Here is a 20,253-nt window from a genome sequence, read left to right as displayed (position 1 = left end):
AAACGCCTCAATGCAGTTGCCTTGAGGCGTTTTTTTTGCAAGCTGCGGCGGGCATACTAGGCCAGTCTCTATCCCTGGTGTCGCCCACTCCATGTTTCGCGCCCTGATCGTTCTAGCCTTGTCTTGCCTGCTCAGCCCGGCGTTTGCCGACGAGCGCGCGCAAACCCAGCAGCAACTGGACGCCACGCGTCAGGACATTGCCGAGCTGAAAAAAATGCTTGGCCAGTTGCAGCAGGAAAAATCCGGTGTGCAGAAAGACCTGCGCAGCACAGAAACCGACATCGGTAAGCTGGAGAAGCAGGTGGAGGCCCTGCAACAGGAACTAAAAAAGACTCAGGGCGAGCTGGAGCGCCTTGATCACGAGAAAAAAAAACTCCAGAGCGCCCGCGTTGAACAACAACGCCTGATTGCCATCCAGGCCCGTTCGGCGTACCAGAATGGCCGCGAGGAATACCTCAAGCTGCTGCTCAACCAGCAGAACCCGGAAAAATTCGCCCGTACCCTGACCTATTACGATTACCTGAGCCAGGCACGCCTGGAGCAGTTGCGCAGCTTCAATGAGACCTTGCGCCAGCTGGCCAACGTCGAGCAGGACATTAACCTGCAGCAGGCCCAGTTGCTGGCCCAGCAAGGCAACCTCGATGCCCAGCGCCAGGAACTGGAGAAAGTGCGCGCCGAACGCCAGCAAGTGCTGGCCAAGCTGAACAACGACGTCAAGGCCCGTGACCAGAAGCTGCAAGCCCGCGAGCAAGACCAGGCCGACCTGAGCAAGGTCCTAAAGACCATCGAGGAAACCTTGGCGCGCCAGGCCCGTGAAGCGGAAGCCGCGCGGCAAAAGGCCCTGCTGGCGGCGCAGGAGGCGGAAAAGCAACGCCAGCGTGAGGCCTTAGCAGCCAATAATGATGCGCCAAGCAAGCCCAGAGCCATCCCCGGCCCGCTGGTTTCCAGCAGCGGTGAAACCTTTGGCGGCGCTTTTTCTTCGGCCCGGGGCAAACTTCCATGGCCGGTCAATGGTCGATTGCTGGCGCGCTTTGGCGAAACCCGCGGAGGTGATTCGCGGGCGAAATGGGACGGCGTGATGATCAGCGCCTCACCCGGCAGCCAGGTGCGCGCCGTGCATGGTGGCCGGGTTGTGTTTGCCGACTGGTTGCGCGGCGCTGGACTTCTGGTCATTCTCGACCATGGTAATGGTTACCTGAGCCTCTACGGCCATAACCAGAGCCTGCTCAAGAGCGCCGGAGACGTCGTCAAGGCCGGCGAGGCTATTTCCACCGTCGGCGACAGCGGCGGCCAGGACAGCTCGGGGCTGTACTTTGCCATCCGCCAGCAAGGTCGTCCCAGCGACCCCGCACAATGGTGCCGTGCCCAGGGATAGGTACCACCCCCCTATTTGACGGCGTAGCGCGATATCGGGCTACGCCGAGGCTCCAGCCGGAGCGCTACCAGGATCAGGAGTTCGTTCGACATGCTGCATTCGCCTCGCCTCACCTCGCTGGCCCTGACCATCGCCTTGGTCCTCGGCGCGCCCCTGGCCCGTGCGGCCGAGCCCGCCAAGCCGACCTCGGTGCCGGCCACGACGGTATCGGCCTCTGCCAAGGCGCCACTGCCGCTTGACGAGCTGCGCACCTTCGCCGAGGTCATGGACCGGATCAAGGCGGCCTATGTCGAACCTGTGGACGACAAGACCCTGCTGGAGAATGCCATCAAGGGCATGCTCAGCAACCTTGACCCGCATTCCGCTTATCTCGGCCCGGAAGACTTCCAGGAGCTGCAGGAAAGCACCAGCGGCGAGTTCGGTGGCCTGGGCATCGAAGTCGGCATGGAAGATGGTTTCGTTAAAGTGGTATCACCGATCGATGACACCCCGGCCTCGCGCGCCGGGATCGAAGCCGGTGACCTGATCGTCAAGATCAACGGCCAGCCGACCCGCGGCCAGACCATGACCGAAGCGGTCGACAAGATGCGCGGCAAGATCGGTGAGAAAATCACCCTGACCCTGGTGCGCGACGGCGGCACGCCCTTCGACGTGACCCTTGCCCGCGCAGTGATTCAGGTCAAGAGCGTCAAGAGCCAGTTGCTCGAAGATGGCTACGGTTATATCCGCATCACCCAGTTCCAGGTCAAGACCGGCGAAGAAGTCGGCAAGGCCCTGGCCAAACTGCGCAAGGACAACGGCAAGAAGCTGCGCGGTCTGGTCCTCGACCTGCGCAACAACCCAGGCGGCGTACTGCAGTCGGCGGTGGAGGTATCTGACCACTTCCTGACCAAAGGCCTGATCGTTTACACCAAGGGCCGTATTGCCAACTCCGAGCTGCGCTTCTCTGCCGATCCGGCCGACGCCAGCGAAGGCGTGCCATTGGTGGTATTGATCAACGGTGGCAGTGCCTCGGCCTCGGAAATTGTCGCTGGCGCCCTGCAAGACCAGAAACGCGGCGTGCTGATGGGCACCGACAGCTTCGGCAAAGGTTCAGTGCAAACCGTGTTGCCCCTGAACAACGATCGCGCACTCAAACTCACCACAGCCTTGTACTACACCCCGAACGGTCGCTCGATCCAGGCCCAGGGCATTGTCCCGGACATCGAGGTGCGTCAGGCCAAACTGACCGCCGAGGTGGACAACGACAACTTCAAGGAAGCCGACCTGCAAGGCCACCTGGGTAACGGCAATGGCGGCGCCGACCGCCCCTCAAGCGCGAGCAAACGCAAGGAGCGTCCGCAGGACAATGACTTCCAGCTCAGTCAGGCCTTGAGCCTGCTCAAGGGCTTGAGCATCACCCACAGCAAGTGACCCTGCACATGCGTTACCTGTTGTGTGTTCTGCTGTATCTGTTGAGCGGCGCCGTGGTGGCGGCGTCCGCCCAACAGGGCAAGGCTTACATGAGCCTGATCATCGACGACCTGGGCCAGAGCAGCGCCCGCGATAGCCGCACCCTGGCCCTGCCGGGCCCGGTGACCATGGCGATCATGCCTGATACCCCTCACGCCACTGAATTCGCCCGCCAGGCCCACAAGGCGGGCAAGACTGTGATCCTGCACATGCCCATGGACCCAGCCACGGGGCCTTATGCCTGGCACCCCGGCACGCCAATAGCGGAACTGGCCCAGCGCCTGGATGCGGCCCTGGCCAAGGTGCCCTACGCTGCCGGCATCAATAATCACATGGGCAGCCGCATGACCTCGCAAGCCGAACCGATGGCCTGGCTGATGGGCGAACTGCAGCGTCGCCACCTGTTTTTCCTCGACAGTCGCACCAGCGCCGCCACTGTAGCGGCGGCCAAGGCCCAGGCACTTGGCCTGGCGCATGTCTCGCGGGATGTATTCCTCGATGACGTGCGCACACCCGAAGCGATTGCCGGGCAATTGCAGTCAGGTATTGAACTGGCGCGCAAGCAAGGTTCAGCCGTACTGATTGGTCACCCTTATCCGCAGACGCTCGACGTGCTGGAACGTGAGATGCCCCGACTCAAAAGCCAGGGCATTGAACTGATCAACATTGAGCAAATGATTACCGAGCGCAGCAATCAGGCCATGCCGGCTCACGGCAGGCAGGGTCGTTACACCAACCGATAAATGATAAAGGCCCTGTTCTCACGAACAGGGCCTTTATCATGGTCACGCCGGGAGCAGGTTAGCTATAAACCCGACCCAGCAACTGGCGATGGCTCTCGAACTGATCGAGCACATCGCGAGTGATCTGATCAGGCGTGAAGCCCATCAGATCGTATTCCTGGCTACCGTTGTGCAGGTACACCTCGGCACGGTAGAAGCGCTGGCGCACTTCGCTTTCACCTTCGACCGGCGCTTCGCTTGGCGCGGCCAGGTAGCCGTCCAGGCTCACTTCATAGACGAAAGGATTGCCCTCTTCCATCATCACCCGCAGGCCCATGGTCGAGCGCGACTGACCGACGCGGGTTTCCACCTCAACGCCCAGGTTGCGCAGTTGTACTGCAGCTTCCTTCAGCGCCGGGCTGACCTGCTTGTCCATGAAGCGCTGAACCATCGCCTGGGTAGGCTGCAGGTCCAGCTGGCTCAGGCGCTCGCTGAAGCCGCGGCGACCGCGGGCTGCCAGCTCGGCTTGTTCCTGCTCGATCTGGCTGTCCTGCTTCATGGCCTTGTACAGGCCGAGCATGAACAGCACCAGTACCACCGAGAACGGCAAGCCAGCCAGTACTACCATGGTCTGCATGGCGGCGAAGTTGCCGGCGAACAGCAGTCCGATGGTCACCAGGGTGATCACCACCGACCAGAACACGACCATCCAGTGCGGCGCGTCCTCGTCGACCTGGCCGCCTTTGCACGACAGGTTGGCCATCATCACCGCGCCAGAGTCGGCCGGGGTGAGGAACAGCACGAAGCCGACGAACACCGCTACACCAATGACAATCTTGGCCGCCGGGAAGAATTCCAGCAGTTGGTAGATCGACATCGACGGCTGCTCGAGCGCGGTCTTGCCCAGCTCCACGGCGCCATGATTCATCACCAGGTCCAGCGCGGTGTTGCCGAAGATCGACAGCCAGGCCAGGGTGAAGCCCAGCGGGATCAGCAGGACCCCGGCAACCAGTTCTCGCACGGTGCGGCCCTTGGAGATACGGGCGATGAACATGCCGACGAACGGGCCCCAGGAAATCCACCAGGCCCAGTAGAACACGGTCCACAGCCCCAGCCAGCGCTCGGACTTGCCCGCCTGGTCTTCGTAGACATAGAGATCGAAGGTCTTCAGCACGATGCCGTTGAGGTAGTCGCCGATGTTCTGTACGAAACCGTTGAGCAGGTGCAGGGTGTCACCTGCCAGCAGGACAAAGATCAGCAGGCCGCTGAACAGCACGATGTTCAGGTTCGACAGGCGACGGATGCCGTTCTCCACGCCGGAAACTGCGGCCACAGTGGCCACTGTGGCCATGACCAGGATCACGATCAGCAGATTGGTCTTGCTGTGGTCCATGCCGAACAGGTATTCCAGGCCCGAGGACACCTGCATCGAACCGATACCTAAATTGGTCACCAGCCCCAGCAGCGTCACGAACATACCGAAGATGTCCACCGCATGACCGGCGCCACCCTTGACCCAGCGCTCGCCCATCAGCGGGTACAGCGCCGAGCGCAGTGCCAGCGGCTGGTTGTGACGGTAGGCGAAGTAGCCCACAGCCAGACCGACCAGGGCGTAGATCGCCCAGCCGTGCAGACCCCAGTGCAGGAAGGTCAGCTGCAGGCCCTGGCGCGCAGCCTCGGCGCTGGCTGCGGAGCCTTCTGGCGGGTTGAAGTAGTGATCCAGCGGCTCAGAAGCGCCGAAGTACAACAGCGAGATGCCGATGCCCGAGGAGAACAGCATGCCGGCCCAAGCGCCATAGCTGAAGTCGGGTTTGTCGTCCTTGCCGCCAAGCTTGAGCTTGCCGAAACTGGAGAAGGCCAGGACGACCACGAATACCAGGTAGCCGCCGATCACCAGCATGTAATACCAGCCGAAGCTGCGGGTCAGCCAAGTCTGGGCGACGTTGAGCACTTCGCCGGCTTTTTCCGGTACAGCGATAAGCAAGGCAGTCAACACGAGGATCAGCAACGCGGAGGTGATGAACACCACGCTATTGACCCGGACCCTCTCAGCAGGGGTCTTGATTAGGGAGGCAGAACTCATTGCACGTAGGCTCCGGGCAGTGCGAGAGAAACGAAACGAACCTTTGCCTGAGCAAATGGTGCAATAGCCCCACTGCATCAGGTGTTATAAAAGCACCTTGGAAAACCGTGATTCCGAATCGATTGCGTTGAAAAAAACAGCTCGAAAACCCCGTTCCGAGGGTTAGCCGCACGGTCGTGGACCGCTCGGCGGATCTGCTCAACGCGCCGCTTACGCCCGTAAACACCTTGTATTCCGGGGGTTACACGTCTTTTTAGGGTGCCAATTTGGGCCGCTGACTGTAGGAAAAAACCTGTCAATGGCACAGATTGTCGCAGAGCTTATTCTTTGTTGATTGAACGTTCAATCAAAACAAAATAGACTGGCCTTCGCCGAGGCAGCCGCTCGTCGACTGCTCGCAGGCCTGAGGAGATTTGCAAGATGCCCAAGGTCGGTATGCAACCCATTCGCCGCCAGCAGTTGATCGAAGCCACATTGCTGGCCATCGACCAGGTCGGCATGGGTGACGCCAGCATTGCGCTGATCGCCCGTTTGGCCGGTGTGTCGAATGGCATCATCAGTCACTACTTTCAGGACAAGAACGGCCTGATCGCAGCGACCATGCAGTACTTGATGAGCGTGCTGAGCGAGAACGTCGTCGCCAATCGACAGGCGCTCAAGGATCACAGCCCGCGTGCCCACCTGCAGGTGATCATCGAAGGCAACTTCGACGCCAGTCAGGTCAACGGCCCGGCAATGAAAACCTGGTTGGCCTTCTGGGCCTCCAGCATGCACCAGCCGTCTTTGCACAGGTTGCAGCGGATCAACGATCACCGCTTGTATTCCAACCTGTGTTGCCAGTTCCGTCGCGTCCTGCCGTTGCCTGAGGCACGCACCGCGGCCCGAGGGCTGGCGGCATTGATCGACGGTCTGTGGCTGCGCGGGGCGCTGTCCGGAGAGGCCTTCGACACCGACCAGGCGAAACAAATCGCTTACGAATACATGGATCTACAACTGGCGAAACAGACGAGCCCGGACACGCAAAACCAGGCCTCTGAACCACCGCGCGCCGCGATTGCCCAACAAGCAGGAGCGCTGCACGGATAGCCAAACACACATATGCACTTGCGAGGACACTATGGCCCGTTTCGAACTGCAAAAACTCTACATTGATGGTGGTTATGTCGACGCTTCCAGCGACGCTACTTTCGACGCCATCAACCCGGCCAACGGCGAAGTCCTCGCTCAGGTGCAACGTGCCACTCAAGCAGACGTCGAGCGCGCAGTAGAAAGCGCCGAACGTGGCCAGAAAGTCTGGGCCGCCATGACTGCCATGCAGCGCTCGCGCATCCTGCGCCGCGCCGTCGATATCCTGCGCGAGCGCAACGATGAGCTGGCCGCCCTGGAAACCCTGGACACCGGTAAGTCCTACTCCGAAACCCGTTACGTCGACATCGTCACCGGCGCTGACGTACTGGAGTACTACGCAGGCCTGGTCCCGGCCATCGAAGGCGAGCAGATCCCGCTGCGCGACAGCTCGTTCGTCTACACCCGCCGCGAGCCGCTGGGCGTCACCGCCGGTATCGGCGCCTGGAACTACCCGATCCAGATCGCCCTGTGGAAATCCGCGCCAGCCCTGGCGGCCGGTAACGCGATGATCTTCAAGCCGTCGGAAGTTACCTCGCTGACCACCCTGAAACTGGCTGAGATCTACACCGAAGCCGGCCTGCCAGACGGCGTGTTCAACGTTCTGACCGGCAGCGGCCGTGAAGTCGGCACCTGGCTGACCGAGCACCCGCGCATCGAAAAAATCTCCTTCACCGGCGGCACCACCACCGGCAAGAAGGTCATGGCCAGCGCGTCGAGCTCGACGCTCAAGGAAGTCACCATGGAACTGGGCGGCAAGTCGCCACTGATCATCTGCGACGACGCCGACCTCGATCGCGCCGCCGACATCGCCATGATGGCCAACTTCTACAGCTCGGGTCAGGTCTGCACCAACGGCACCCGCGTATTCGTGCCTGCCTCGATGAAAGCGGCCTTCGAAGCCAAGATCGCCGAGCGCGTTGCGCGTATCCGCGTTGGCAACCCTGAAGACGAGAACACCAACTTCGGCCCGCTGGTCAGCTTCGCCCACATGGAAAGCGTGCTGGGCTACATCGCCAAGGGCAAGGAAGAAGGCGCACGCGTACTGTGCGGCGGCGAGCGCCTGACCGACGGCGAGTTCGCCAAGGGCGCGTTCGTGGCACCGACCGTGTTCACCGACTGCCGTGACGACATGACCATCGTCAAGGAAGAAATCTTCGGCCCAGTGATGAGCATCCTCTCCTACGAGAGCGAAGAAGAAGTCATCCGTCGTGCCAACGATACCGAATACGGCCTGGCCGCCGGCGTGTGCACCAACGACATCAGCCGCGCCCACCGCATCATCCACCAGCTGGAAGCCGGTATCTGCTGGATCAACGCCTGGGGCGAGTCGCCTGCCGAAATGCCGGTTGGCGGCTACAAGCAGTCCGGTGTCGGCCGTGAAAACGGCGTGAGCTCGCTGGCTCAGTACACGCGCATCAAGTCGGTACAGGTCGAGCTGGGCAACTACAACTCGGTGTTCTAAGCACCCCTGTAGCCGCGCCCGGCCCGCAAGGCCCGGGCGCTCCCGCGCTTTCCTGTCTACCGCCAACATGAGGGAACAGAAATGTCCCATGAATTCGATTACATCATCGTCGGTGCCGGCTCTGCCGGTAACACCCTGGCGACCCGTCTGACCGAAGACCAAGGCGTCACTGTCCTGCTGCTTGAAGCCGGTGGCCCGGACTACCGCGCCGATTTCCGTACCCAGATGCCAGCCGCCCTGGCTTTCCCGCTGCAGGGCCGCCGCTACAACTGGGCCTACGAGACCGATCCCGAGCCGCACATGGACGGCCGCCGGATGGAATGCGGTCGCGGCAAGGGCCTGGGTGGCTCGTCGCTGATCAACGGTATGTGCTACATCCGTGGCAACGCCATGGACTTCGACGGCTGGGCAGAACTGCCAGGCCTGGAAGACTGGACCTATCTGGATTGCCTGCCGTACTTCCGTAAAGCCGAAACCCGCGACATCGGCCCGAACGACTACCACGGTGGCGAAGGCCCGGTCAGCGTGACCACACCGAAAGCCGGCAACAACCCACTGTTCCACGCCATGGTCGAAGCCGGCGTGCAGGCCGGTTACCCGCGTACCGAAGACCTCAACGGCTACCAGCAGGAAGGTTTCGGCCCGATGGACCGTACCGTGACGCCTAAAGGCCGTCGCTCCAGCACCGCCCGCGGCTACCTGGACACCGCCAAGAAGCGTTCGACCCTGACCATCGTCACCCACGCCCTGACCGATCGCGTGCTGTTCGACGGCAAACGTGCCGTTGGCGTGACCTACCTGGTCGGCGCCAGCGAAGAGCGCGTGGAAGCCCGTGCGCGCAAAGAAGTCATCGTCTGCAGCGGCGCCATTGCCTCGCCGCAACTGCTGCAACGCTCCGGCGTCGGCCCGGCCGAACTGCTGAAAAGCCTGGACATTCCGGTGGTTCACGACCTGCCGGGCGTCGGTGAGAACCTGCAGGACCACCTGGAACTGTACCTGCAGTACGCTTGCACTCAGCCGGTTTCCCTGTACCCATCGCTGCTCTGGTACAACCAGCCGGCCATCGGTGCCGAGTGGCTGTTCAACGGCACCGGTATCGGCGCCAGCAACCAGTTCGAGGCCGGTGGCTTCATCCGCACCCGCCCTGAATTCAAATGGCCGAACATCCAGTACCACTTCCTGCCAGTTGCGATTAACTACAACGGCAGCAACGGCGTACAGGAACACGGCTTCCAGGCGCACATGGGCTCGATGCGTTCGCCAAGCCGCGGCCGTATCCAGGCCAAGTCGAAAGACCCGCGCCAGCACCCAAGCATCCTGTTCAACTACATGGCTACCGAGCAGGACTGGCAGGAATTCCGTGATGGCATCCGCCTGACTCGCGAAATCATGGCTCAGCCGGCCCTGGACGCCTACCGTGGTCGCGAAATCAGCCCGGGCGCCGACGTACAAACCGACGAAGAACTGGACAAGTTCATCCGCGAGCACGCCGAAACCGCGTTCCACCCGTCCTGCTCGTGCAAGATGGGCACCGACGACATGGCCGTGGTCGATGGCCAGGGTCGCGTGCATGGCATGCAGGGTCTGCGCGTGGTCGATGCCTCGATCATGCCGATCATCATCACCGGCAACCTCAACGCCACCACGATCATGATCGCTGAGAAAATCTCCGACAAGATCCGTGGCCGCCAGTCGCTGCCGCGAAGCACTGCCAAGTACTTCGTAGCCAATGACGCACCGGTCAAAGGCAAGGCGATGCGTGAAGTGAAGCAGGCCTGATGCTTCGCGGGGCAAGCCCGCCAAAGCACCACAGATCAGGCACCCGATGGGTGCCTTTTTTGTACCTGCGATTAACCCTTTACAGCCCGCCAACTCCTCAGGTTAGAATCCTTGGCACGCGACCTGCTTATCCACAGCAAACCGCCCCCTTCCTGCTTTCCCCCGGAGTACTGCCTTTGGATGCGTCCACCATCAATAGCCTGTTCTTGATCGGCGCATTGCTGGTAGGTGCAAGTATTCTGGTCAGCTCACTGTCATCACGGCTGGGCATCCCGATCCTGGTCATCATCCTCGCAGTCGGCATGCTCGCCGGCGTGGATGGCGGCGGCATCATCTTCAACAATTACCCGACCGCCTATCTGGTGGGCAACCTGGCACTGGCGGTGATCCTCCTCGATGGCGGTTTGCGCACGCGCGTGGCAAGTTTCCGCGTGGCCTTGTGGCCTGCGTTATCGCTCGCCACGGTCGGCGTGCTGATCACCACCGGGCTGACCGGCATGGCCGCCGCCTGGCTGTTCGACCTGAGTCTGATCCAGGGTCTGCTGATCGGTGCAATTGTCGGCTCCACCGACGCTGCAGCAGTGTTCTCACTACTCGGCGGTAAAGGCCTGAACGAACGGGTCACCGCTACCTTGGAGATCGAGTCGGGCAGCAACGATCCAATGGCGGTGTTCCTCACCGTCACCCTCATCGACATGATCGCCAGCGGCCAGACCGGCCTGCACTGGAGCCTGCTCACCCATCTGCTGCGCGAGTTCGGCATCGGCGGCCTGCTCGGCCTGGGCGGCGGCTGGCTGATGCTGCAACTGGTCAACCGCATCAACCTGGCGGGCGGCCTCTACCCGATCCTGGTGATCGCCGGTGGCCTGGCGGTGTTCTCCCTGACCAACGCCTTGCACGGCAGCGGCTTCCTCGCCGTGTACCTGTGCGGTCTGGTCCTGGGCAACCGGCCAATCCGCAGCCGCCACGGCATTCTGCACATGCTCGACGGCATGGCCTGGCTGGCCCAGATCGGCATGTTCCTGGTCCTCGGCCTGCTGGTCACTCCGCATGACCTGCTGCCCATCGCCCTGCCCGCCCTGGGGCTGGCGCTGTGGATGATCATCTTCGCCCGACCGCTGTCGGTGATTGCCAGCCTGCTGCCGTTCAAGGCCTTCCACGGCCGTGAAAAAGCCTTTATTTCCTGGGTAGGGCTGCGCGGCGCGGTACCGATCATTCTTGCGGTGTTCCCGTTGATGGCCGGGTTACCCGATGCCCAGCTGTTCTTCAACCTGGCGTTCTTTATCGTCCTGGTCTCGCTGTTGGTGCAAGGCACCAGCCTGCCGTGGGTGGCCAAGCTGCTCAAGGTAACGGTGCCACCCGACCCGGCACCGATCTCGCGCTCGGCCCTGGAAGTGCACATCACCAGCGAGTGGGAGCTGTTCGTCTACCGCCTCGGTGCGGAAAAATGGTGCATCGGCGCTGCCCTGCGTGAGCTGAAAATGCCCGAAGGCACCCGTATTGCGGCCCTGTTTCGTGGCCAGCAACTGCTCCATCCGTCGGGAAGTACCACCCTGGAAGTCGGCGATCTGCTGTGCGTGATCGGCCACGAACACAACCTGCCAGCCCTCGGCAAGCTGTTCAGCCAGGCCCCGCAACGCGGTCTGGACTTGCGCTTCTTTGGTGACTTCGTGCTCGAAGGTGACGCAGAACTGGGGGCTGTAGCGGCGTTGTACGGTTTGCAGCTCGACGGCCAGGACCCGCATATGCCGCTCAGCCGCTTCATCGCCCAGAAGGTTGGCGGTGCGCCAGTGGTCGGTGACCAGATCGAATGGAACAACACCCTATGGACGGTTGCAGTGATGGAAGGGAACAAGATCAGCAAAGTGGGCGTCAAATTCCCCGAAGGAACTCGACCCGGCCCCGGGTTGTTCCTTTAAACTCAAAACTTCGCCCCTGGTTGTAAGAATTTTCTGCCTATGTCTCTGCGCACCTCCATATGCGCAGCCCTGCTCGGGCTGTGTCTGTCACTCTCCTACGCCTGGGCGGCAGAACCGCCAACCCGTGCGTCCATCCAACACAGCCTGGACAAGATCGCCGAGCGCAAACTGCCGGAGGCTGAGCAGAAAGCCCTGCAGCAGGTTCTCGAACGGACCCTGACCTTCCTCGTGACCAAGGAAGACAGCGAGAAAAAGCTTGTCGCCCTCAAGCAGCAGCTCAGCGATGCGCCGCGCCAGATCAGCGAGAACCAACGCGAACTGGCCAAACTCAATGAAAGCAAAGTGGTCGCTGTGGCCCAGCGCTATGCCGCACTAAGCGTGCCGCAGCTTGAACAGCTACTGGCCGAACGCACCACCGAACAGAGCGAACTGCAGAAAGCCCTGTCTGAAGCCAACAGCCTGACCATCACCTCGCAGACCCGCCCGGAGCGGGCCCAGGCTGAAATCAGCGCCAACCAGACCCGCGCCCAGCAGATCAATGCCAGCCTCAAACTCGGCAAGGATGGCGGCAAGCCGCTGACCGCCGATCTGCGCAACCAGCTCAACGCCGAACTGGCAGCGATCAATGCCGTGACCCTGCTGCGCCGCCAGGAGCTGGCCGGCAACAGCCTGCTGCAAGACCTGGGCAACAGTCAGCACGACCTGCTGATCGAACGTGCCACACGCCTGGAACAAGAAATCCAGGACATGCAGACGCTGATCAACCAGAAGCGCCTGGCCCAGTCCCAACAGACCGTTACCGAGCAGTCCATTGAGGCGCAGAAAGCCGGCGGCAGCACCTTGCTGGCCAACGAAAGCGCAGCCAACCTGAAGCTCTCCGATTACCTGCTGCGCAGCACCGACCGACTCAACGAGGTGACCCAGCAGAACCTCAAGACCAAGCAACAGCTGGACAGCCTGACCCAGGCCGACCAGGCCCTGGATGAGCAGATCAGCGTGCTCAAGGGCAGCCTGCTGCTGTCGAAGATTCTCTACAAACAGAAGCAAGCCCTGCCGCACCTGAGGGTCGACCGTAACCTGGCCGACCAGATCGCCGATATACGCCTGTACCAGTTCGAAATCAACCAACAGCGCGAGCAGATCACCAGCCCGAGCAGCTACGTCGACAAACTGCTGGCCAATCAGCCTGAAGAAAACGTCACCCCGCAACTGCGCAAAGCCTTGCTGGAAGTGGCAATCACCCGTAGCGACCTGCTGGAGCGACTCAACCGCGAACTGAGCGCCCTGCTCAACGAATCCATCACCCTGCAGTTGAACCAGAAACAGTTGCTCAGCACCTCGCAGAGCTTGCGCAACACCCTCGATGAGCAGATGTTCTGGATTCCGAGCAACAAGCCACTGGACCTGGAATGGTTGCAGGCTGTTCCTGAGCGCCTGCAAAAGCAGTTGGTCAGTTTGCCTTGGGGCTCTGGTATCAAGGAGCTGGGCGATGGCCTGGTGCAGCGTCCGCTGCTGTTCCTGCCGCTGTTGCTATTGATCGGCGCCCTGCTGTGGCGGCGCAAGTACCTGTATGCCCGCCTGAACAAAGTCCACCAGGACGTCGGCCACTTCAAGCGTGACAGCCAGTGGCACACGCCCCAGGCGTTCCTGATCAATATCCTCCTGGCCATGCCCGTGAGCCTGGGCCTGGCGCTATGCGGTTTCGCGCTGCAAATCGACGCCCGTGGACAGAACGCCAACCTTGGCTCGGCCCTGCTGCAGATTGCCCAGGCCTGGCTGGTGTTCTATACCGCTTACCGGGTACTGGCTCCCGGCGGCGTTGCCGAACTGCATTTCCGCTGGGACAAGCCGCAAGTCGAGTTCTTGCGTCGCTGGATTCGCCGTCTGGGCGCCGTAGTACTGGCACTGGTCGGCGTGGTGGCGGTGGCAGAACACCAACCTTCTGCCCTGGCCGACGACGTGCTCGGCATTGGTGTGGTGCTGGCCTGCTATGCATTGATGACCTGGCTGCTCAGCCGCTTGCTGCTCAGCAGCCCGGCGCACCGTAATACCTCGTTGTTCCGCCAGGCCGTCGGCGTGGCCTTCACGGCCCTGCCGGTCGCCTTGTTCGTTGCCGTGTGCTTTGGCTATTACTACACCGCGCTGAAGCTCACCGACCGCCTGATCGACACCCTCTACCTGCTGATGTTCTGGCTGGTGATCGAGGCTGCTTTCGTTCGTGGTCTGGCTGTGGCTGCCCGGCGCCTGGCTTACCAGCGAGCCCTGAGCAAACGCCAGGCGACCACCAAGGAGGGCCTGGATGGCGAAGTGATTGTCGAGGAGCCAACCCTGGACATCGAACAGGTCAACCAGCAGTCTCTACGCCTGATCCGCCTGGCCATGCTCGGTGGCTTCATCGCGGCGCTGTACTGGGTCTGGTCCGACCTGATCAGCGTGGTTGCCTACCTCGACAACATCACCCTGTACGAGTACACCAGCGGCACTGGCGCAACGATGAGCATGGTGCCGATCAGCCTCAGTGACATGCTCGGCGCTCTGGTAATCATCGGCATCACCTTCGCTCTGGCGCGCAACTTGCCGGGCTTGCTTGAGGTACTGGTGCTGTCGCGCCTGAATCTGGCCCAAGGCAGTGCCTACGCAACCACTACGTTGCTGTCCTATGTGATTGCCGGGGTCGGCTTCGTCTCCACGCTCTCGGCCCTCGGCGTCAGCTGGGACAAACTGCAGTGGCTGGTGGCCGCGCTGTCGGTGGGCCTCGGCTTCGGTATGCAGGAGATCTTCGCCAACTTCATCTCCGGCATCATGATCCTGTTCGAACGTCCGGTGCGTATCGGTGACACCATCACCATCGGCAACCTCTCCGGCACGGTAAGCAAGATCCGCATCCGCGCCACGACCATTACCGACTTCGACCGCAAAGACATCATTGTCCCGAACAAGACCTTCATCACCGGGCAATTGATCAACTGGTCGCTGACCGACACCATCACCCGCGTCACCCTCAAGCTCGGTGTCGACTATGGCTCGGACCTGGACCTGGTACGCTCCCTGCTGCTCAAGGCCGCCCATGAAAACCCGCGGGTACTCAAGGAGCCGGAACCGATTGTCTACTTCCTGAACTTCGGCGAGAGCACCCTGGACCACGAACTGCGCATGCACGTGCGTGACCTGGGTGACCGCAACCCGGTGCTCGATGAGATCAACCGCTTCATCAACAAGGAATTCAAGAAGCAGCAGATCAACATCTCGTTCCGGCAGATGGAGATCTACCTGAAGAACATGCAGGGCCAAGAATACAAAATGGTCCCGGTGGAGAGCATGGACAGAACCGTGAACGTGAGCAAGCCGCTGGCTGATGGCGACAAACCGAACGACGCGGCATCCGGCAAAACCGCCTGACTGGACGCAGACGGCCATACCCTTGCAGAATGATCGGATATTCTCCTGGAGATGGCCGTTGAAAGCCCTCGACGAACTGACCTTCGACAACCGTTTTGCTCGCCTCGGCGACGCCTTTTCAACCTCGGTGCTGCCTGCGCCGATTGCCGAGCCGCGCCTGGTGGTGGTCAGCGAGGCCGCCATGGCCCTGCTCGACCTGGAGCCGAGCGAGGCACACTCGCCGGTGTTCGCCGAACTGTTTGGCGGCCACAAGCTCTGGAGCGAGGCCGAGCCGCGGGCGATGGTCTATTCCGGGCACCAGTTCGGCGGCTATAACCCGCGCCTGGGAGACGGTCGTGGCCTGCTGCTCGGTGAGGTCTATAACGACGCTGGCGAGCACTGGGACCTGCACCTCAAGGGCGCTGGAGAGACGCCCTATTCGCGCATGGGCGACGGCCGCGCGGTACTGCGTTCCTCGATCCGCGAGTTCCTCGCCAGCGAAGCCCTGCACGCCCTGGGCATTCCCAGCAGCCGCGCCTTGTGCGTGATCGCCTCAAGCACGCCGGTATGGCGCGAAACTCAGGAGCGCGCGGCAATGCTTCTGCGCCTGGCGCCGAGCCATGTGCGATTCGGGCATTTCGAATATTTCTATTACACCCGTCAGCCCGAGCAGCAGCGCATCCTCGCCGAGCATGTGCTGAAACTGCATTTCCCCGAATGCCAGACCGAGCCCGAACCGTACCTGGCGATGTTTCGCAGCATCGTCGAGCGCAACGCAGAACTGATTGCCCTGTGGCAGGCCTATGGCTTCTGCCATGGGGTGATGAACACCGACAACATGTCGATCCTCGGCATCACCTTCGACTTCGGCCCGTTCGCCTTCCTCGACGACTTCGACGCCAACTTCATCTGCAATCACTCCGATGACCAAGGCCGCTACAGCTACAGCAATCAGGTGCCCATTGCCCACTGGAACCTCAGTGCCCTGGCCCAGGCGCTGACGCCGTTCATCAGTGTCCAGGCGCTGCAGGAAACCCTGGCGTTGTTCCTGCCGCTGTACGAAGCCCATTACCTGCACCTGATGCGTCAACGCCTGGGCATGCTCAGCACCGAGGATGACGACAAAGTGTTGATCGAGCGCTTGTTGCAGCTGATGCAGCCGGGCGCGGTGGATTACACCTTGTTCTTCCGTAAGCTCGGCGACCAGCCCGCGGAACAAGCGCTACGCGTAGTACGCGATGATTTCGTCGACTTGGCCGGTTTCGATAGCTGGGCCGTGGACTACCTGGCTCGCCTGGCCCGTGAACCCGGCAACAGCGAAGGCCGCCGCGAACGCATGCACGCGGTCAACCCGCTTTACATCCTGCGCAACTACCTGGCCCAGCGCGCCATCGAGGCCGCTGAAGGCGGTGATTACGAAGAAGTGCGGCGCCTGCATCAGGTGTTGTGCAAACCGTTCGAGGAACAGCCGGGGATGCAGGCCTATGCCGAGCGTCCGCCGGAGTGGGGTAAGCATCTGGAGATCAGCTGTTCATCTTGACCCTACTAATGGGAACAACCGCCGGAGGGAGCGGGCTTGCCCCGCGATGCGATGTAACTGACACACCGCAATCGCGGGGCAAGCCCGCTCCCACAGACAGCTGTTCCACATCTAAACCCTGGAGTGCCGATGACTGACCCACTGGTAATACCCTGTCCTCACTGCAACGGTCTGAACCGCATCCCCGGCGAACGCCTCGGCGATACGCCAAAATGCGGCCGCTGCAAAAAACCGCTGCTGTTGAACAAACCCTTCGACCTCAAGCAAGGCGACTACGCCAGCCAGATCAAGGGCGACCTGCCGTTGCTGGTCGATGTCTGGGCTGACTGGTGCGGGCCGTGCAAATCCTTCGCGCCGATCTTCGAACAGGCCGCCAGCCAGTTGAGCGGACGCTGCCGTTTGGCCAAACTGGACAGCGAGGCCAACCAGCAACTGGCGGGGCAATTGGCGATTCGTTCGATTCCTAGCCTGATCCTGTTCAAGAACGGCCGGGAAGTGGCGCGCCAGAGCGGCGCATTTCCACTCCAGCAGCTACTGGAGTGGCTGCGCAGCCAAGGTATCTAGGCGTTTTCTTCAAGCAATGCGTGCAATTCGACAAACTGCTGGGTCAGCTTGTGCCGCGGCTCCAGGTGGATCAGCGGCAGGCTGGCCTGGTGCGACTCACGCATCTTCACCGAACTGTTGAGGTACACCGGTAACACCGGCAGGCCTTCGGCCAGCAGTTCGTCAAGCATCTGCTGGGGCAGGCTGGCCCGGGCCTGGAACTGATTGACGACAATGCCTTCGACTTGCAGGCCTTCATTGTGATCGTCCTTGAGCTCCTCGATTTCGGCCAGCAGGCCATACAGCGCCTGGCGGGAAAAGCTGTCGCAATCGAAGGGAATCAACACACGATCAGCGGCGATCAGCGCGGAAACCGCATAAAAATTAAGGGCTGGCGGGGTATCCAGATAAATCCGCTCGTAGTCTTCATCCAGCTCGTCGAGCAGTTTGCGCAGCTTGTTGATCTTGTGCTTGGCCTCAAGCTTGGGCTGCAGGTCGGCCAGCTCGGCAGTGGCGGTCACCACATGCAGGTTGTCAAAGGGGGTTTCGTAGATATCGACCTTGTTCTTCTTGGCAAACGGCCCGGATGACAGGGTCTGCTTGAAGAAATCGGCAATGCCCATGGGAATGTCCTCGCCGGTCAGCCCGGTGAGGTACTGGGTCGAGTTGGCCTGGGCATCCAGGTCGATCAGCAAGGTTCGATAGCCTTCATTGGCACTCACCGCCGCCAGGTTGCAGGCAATGCTCGATTTACCCACACCACCTTTCTGATTGAACACCACGCGCCGCATGGGAAGACCTCCGTGTATCTGGGAATGACCGAGTATGTGGTGCCGACGCAGGCTTGACCAGCACCGCATACCTCAAGTTGCCAAGGAATCGACCGACAACCGATTACTGCCGTCTGTCGGGAAAAATCTGAACGGTCTGACGAACCTGATTGTTCGAGGTCTTTTACAGGCGGGTGAATTTTCAACCAGCATTTGCTACACGCCAGAGTCACCGGGATAATGCGCGCCACTCGGCGATAGCGCCACACCCTGCCAATTCGTTAGCTGCGAGTCATACCCTCGGCAAGGATGTCCTTCAGGGCGGGAAACAAGCATCGTGATCACATTCGACATCAGCCAGTGGCGAGCCTGGGCGCCAGGCCTGCAGACGACTGCCGACTGGCAGCGCTGGAGCCAGGCCCCGCAGGTTTTCACGCCAACTGATCAGGCGCCGGATGTGTCGTTTTTGCCCGCCATGCAACGCCGCCGCCTGAGTCGCCTGGCGCGTATGGCCTTTGCCGTCGGCTGGCCGCTGGCCGATGGCCTGCGCGATTTGCCGCTGGTGTTTGTCTCGCGCCACGGTGAAACCCCACGCACTTACGCCATCCTCAGCGACCTGGCCCAGGAACAACCGCTGTCGCCCACCCAGTTCAGCCTCTCGGTGCACAATGCGGTGATCGGCCTATGGTCAATCATGCGCGGTGAAACCAGCGAGATGAGTGCAATTGCCGCCGCCGCTGACGGCTTTGAGCAAGGGCTGCTGGAAGCCGCTGGCCTGCTGCACGATGGCGCCCCAGCGGTGCTGCTGATCATCGTTGAAGAACAACCGCCCAAGGCCTACCGCGATTGGGTTGATGACGTACCCTTCGACTATGCGCTGGGATTGCTGTTGACCCCTGGTGATAGCTGGTCCCTGGCCCTTGGTTCAGACAGTGTCACAAACCCGGCTGCTGTCTGCGAGCCGCACGCCCTGCGTTGGCTGCACAACCTGCTGAGCGGCCAGACAAGCTGGATCCACAGCGGCCAGCGCCGCACATGGCACTGGCAACGTAAACCTTGAGCCGGCCACAGGACTTTTACTATTGGCGCCTGCTAGCCACCGCAGGCAGTTTCTGCCTGTTCGGTGTTGGCTGCCTATGCCTGCGCGTACTGGTGTTCCCGTTGCTGGCCTGCTTGCCCGGCGATGCTGCCCGTCATCGACAGCGGGCGCGATACACCATTAGCTGGCTGTTCTGGCGGTTCATTCGCTTCATGTCCGTCACTGGCGTGTTGACCTACGAAGTGCATGGCGCAGACAGACTCGGGCGCCCAGGGCAAATGATCCTCGCCAACCACCCTTCACTGATCGACGTGGTGTTCCTGATCGGCCTGGTGCGCCAGGCCAACTGCGTGATCAAGCAGAGCCTGTTGCGCAATCTCTTCACCCGCGGCCCGGTACGCTCGGCCGAGTACATCAGTAACGACGGCAGCATGGACATGCTCGACAGCGCAGTGAACGCTCTGCACGATGCCCAGACCCTGATTATTTTTCCCGAAGGCACACGTACACTACCCGGCCAGATGCCCACCTTTCATCGTGGCGCCGCCGCAATCGCCTTGCGCGGTGCGAAGATCATTACACCAGTGACCATCAAGGTCAGTCCCACGACCTTGACCAAGGCCGAGCCCTGGTACCGCATTCCTCTGCGCCGAGTGCACTTCAGCCTGCAGATCGGCGACGATATCGACCCGCAGGCGTTCGCCGCGCTGGGGCCCGCTCCTCAAGCCTCGCGTAAACTCAACGACTACCTGCACCAGTACTTCATCAAGGAGCTCGCCACAGATGAGCGTTGCACAGCAAGACCTTAACCGTGACATCAAGCTGTTGATCATTGACGCGCTCGGCCTGGAAGACATCAGCGCCCAGGATATCGACGACGATCAACCCCTGTTCGGCGAAGGTCTCGGACTGGATTCAGTAGACGCGCTGGAGCTCGGCCTGGCCATCCAGAAAAAATACGGCATCAAAATCGACGCTGACGCCAAGGATACCCGCAACCATTTCACCAGCGTGACCAGCCTTGCCGCTTTTGTCACCGCCAAACAGGCTGCCTGAGACTGCA

Annotated in this window: 15 protein-coding genes; 13 read left to right on the top strand and 2 right to left on the bottom strand. The window is 61.4% G+C overall.

The window, feature by feature from the left end; all coding sequences use genetic code 11:
• Positions 1-91: 91 nt before the first annotated feature.
• From C6382_RS13455 to C6382_RS13445, 3 genes are all read left to right on the top strand, one after another.
• Positions 92-1,375, top strand: coding sequence for a murein hydrolase activator EnvC (locus C6382_RS13455; protein WP_107024927.1), 1,284 nt, complete (start codon positions 92-94; stop codon positions 1,373-1,375).
• Positions 1,376-1,465: 90 nt separating this feature from the next.
• The gene (locus tag C6382_RS13450) at positions 1,466-2,788 is read left to right on the top strand and encodes a S41 family peptidase (protein ID WP_107024926.1); all 1,323 of its coding nucleotides are present in this window, start codon (positions 1,466-1,468) and stop codon (positions 2,786-2,788) included.
• Between the two features lie 8 nt (positions 2,789-2,796).
• The gene (locus tag C6382_RS13445) at positions 2,797-3,570 is read left to right on the top strand and encodes a divergent polysaccharide deacetylase family protein (protein ID WP_107024978.1); all 774 of its coding nucleotides are present in this window, start codon (positions 2,797-2,799) and stop codon (positions 3,568-3,570) included.
• A gap of 58 nt (positions 3,571-3,628) precedes the next feature.
• Here C6382_RS13445 and C6382_RS13440 read toward each other — a convergent pair whose 3' ends face one another.
• Positions 3,629-5,632: a BCCT family transporter gene (locus C6382_RS13440; RefSeq protein WP_107024925.1), complete on the bottom strand. Its 2,004-nt coding sequence runs from the start codon at positions 5,630-5,632 to the stop codon at positions 3,629-3,631.
• A 420-nt stretch (positions 5,633-6,052) separates the two neighbouring features.
• Between C6382_RS13440 and betI the strand changes: the two genes are divergently transcribed.
• The 7 genes from betI to trxC all read left to right on the top strand — a co-directional run bounded on the left by betI (position 6,053) and on the right by trxC (position 17,402).
• Entirely contained in the window at positions 6,053-6,718 is a 666-nt protein-coding gene (gene betI, locus C6382_RS13435) for a transcriptional regulator BetI (protein ID WP_107024924.1), read from the top strand.
• Positions 6,719-6,749: 31 nt separating this feature from the next.
• Positions 6,750-8,222: a betaine-aldehyde dehydrogenase gene (gene betB, locus C6382_RS13430; RefSeq protein ID WP_107024923.1), complete on the top strand. Its 1,473-nt coding sequence runs from the start codon at positions 6,750-6,752 to the stop codon at positions 8,220-8,222.
• An 81-nt stretch (positions 8,223-8,303) separates the two neighbouring features.
• Positions 8,304-10,001, top strand: coding sequence for a choline dehydrogenase (betA, locus tag C6382_RS13425; protein ID WP_107024922.1), 1,698 nt, complete (start codon positions 8,304-8,306; stop codon positions 9,999-10,001).
• A 176-nt stretch (positions 10,002-10,177) separates the two neighbouring features.
• Positions 10,178-11,920 carry a potassium/proton antiporter gene (locus tag C6382_RS13420; RefSeq protein ID WP_107024921.1) on the top strand — a complete coding sequence of 581 codons (1,743 nt, stop codon included), beginning with the start codon at positions 10,178-10,180 and terminating at the stop codon, positions 11,918-11,920.
• Between the two features lie 39 nt (positions 11,921-11,959).
• Entirely contained in the window at positions 11,960-15,319 is a 3,360-nt protein-coding gene (mscK, locus tag C6382_RS13415; protein ID WP_107024920.1) for a mechanosensitive channel MscK, read from the top strand.
• Between the two features lie 58 nt (positions 15,320-15,377).
• Positions 15,378-16,838 (top strand): protein adenylyltransferase SelO, encoded by a 1,461-nt coding sequence (gene selO, locus C6382_RS13410; protein ID WP_107024919.1) that lies wholly within the window; start codon positions 15,378-15,380, stop codon positions 16,836-16,838.
• 129 nt (positions 16,839-16,967) lie between these two features.
• Positions 16,968-17,402: a thioredoxin TrxC gene (gene trxC, locus C6382_RS13405; protein WP_107024918.1), complete on the top strand. Its 435-nt coding sequence runs from the start codon at positions 16,968-16,970 to the stop codon at positions 17,400-17,402.
• Here the strand turns inward: trxC and C6382_RS13400 are convergent.
• Positions 17,399-18,172, bottom strand: a complete 774-nt coding sequence (locus C6382_RS13400; RefSeq protein WP_107024917.1) for a ParA family protein — start codon at positions 18,170-18,172, stop codon at positions 17,399-17,401. The genes trxC and C6382_RS13400 overlap by 4 nt on opposite strands.
• Positions 18,173-18,488: 316 nt before the next feature.
• On the opposite strand from C6382_RS13400, the gene C6382_RS13395 reads away from it, so the two are divergent.
• From C6382_RS13395 to C6382_RS13385, 3 genes are read left to right on the top strand one after another with little or no spacing between them, the layout of a single operon-like run.
• Positions 18,489-19,211, top strand: coding sequence for a beta-ketoacyl synthase chain length factor (locus tag C6382_RS13395; RefSeq protein ID WP_107024916.1), 723 nt, complete (start codon positions 18,489-18,491; stop codon positions 19,209-19,211).
• Complete coding sequence (locus C6382_RS13390) at positions 19,208-19,999, top strand: 1-acyl-sn-glycerol-3-phosphate acyltransferase (RefSeq protein WP_107024915.1); 792 nt, start codon at positions 19,208-19,210, stop codon at positions 19,997-19,999. The genes C6382_RS13395 and C6382_RS13390 overlap by 4 nt, the downstream gene beginning before the upstream one ends.
• A complete protein-coding gene (locus C6382_RS13385; protein ID WP_107024914.1) occupies positions 19,974-20,246 on the top strand; it encodes a phosphopantetheine-binding protein in 273 nt (90 codons plus the stop codon). Before C6382_RS13390 ends, C6382_RS13385 begins: the two co-directional genes overlap by 26 nt.
• The last annotated feature ends 7 nt before the right edge of the window (positions 20,247-20,253 follow it).

This window comes from Pseudomonas sp. BBP2017 (genome assembly GCF_003024385.1).
Classification (GTDB): Bacteria; Pseudomonadota; Gammaproteobacteria; order Pseudomonadales; family Pseudomonadaceae; genus Aquipseudomonas.
This window is presented reverse-complemented; position numbering and strand designations above follow the sequence as displayed.

Coding starts and splice junctions, on each gene's coding strand:
- C6382_RS13450 (WP_107024926.1), top strand. CDS start 1,466: ATGCTGCATTCGCCTCGCCTCACCTCGCTGGCCCTGACCATCGCCTTG.
- C6382_RS13440 (WP_107024925.1), bottom strand. CDS start 5,632: ATGAGTTCTGCCTCCCTAATCAAGACCCCTGCTGAGAGGGTCCGGGTC.
- betB (WP_107024923.1), top strand. CDS start 6,750: ATGGCCCGTTTCGAACTGCAAAAACTCTACATTGATGGTGGTTATGTC.
- trxC (WP_107024918.1), top strand. CDS start 16,968: ATGACTGACCCACTGGTAATACCCTGTCCTCACTGCAACGGTCTGAAC.
- C6382_RS13455 (WP_107024927.1), top strand. CDS start 92: ATGTTTCGCGCCCTGATCGTTCTAGCCTTGTCTTGCCTGCTCAGCCCG.
- C6382_RS13400 (WP_107024917.1), bottom strand. CDS start 18,172: ATGCGGCGCGTGGTGTTCAATCAGAAAGGTGGTGTGGGTAAATCGAGC.
- betA (WP_107024922.1), top strand. CDS start 8,304: ATGTCCCATGAATTCGATTACATCATCGTCGGTGCCGGCTCTGCCGGT.
- mscK (WP_107024920.1), top strand. CDS start 11,960: ATGTCTCTGCGCACCTCCATATGCGCAGCCCTGCTCGGGCTGTGTCTG.
- betI (WP_107024924.1), top strand. CDS start 6,053: ATGCCCAAGGTCGGTATGCAACCCATTCGCCGCCAGCAGTTGATCGAA.
- C6382_RS13445 (WP_107024978.1), top strand. CDS start 2,797: ATGCGTTACCTGTTGTGTGTTCTGCTGTATCTGTTGAGCGGCGCCGTG.
- C6382_RS13385 (WP_107024914.1), top strand. CDS start 19,974: ATGAGCGTTGCACAGCAAGACCTTAACCGTGACATCAAGCTGTTGATC.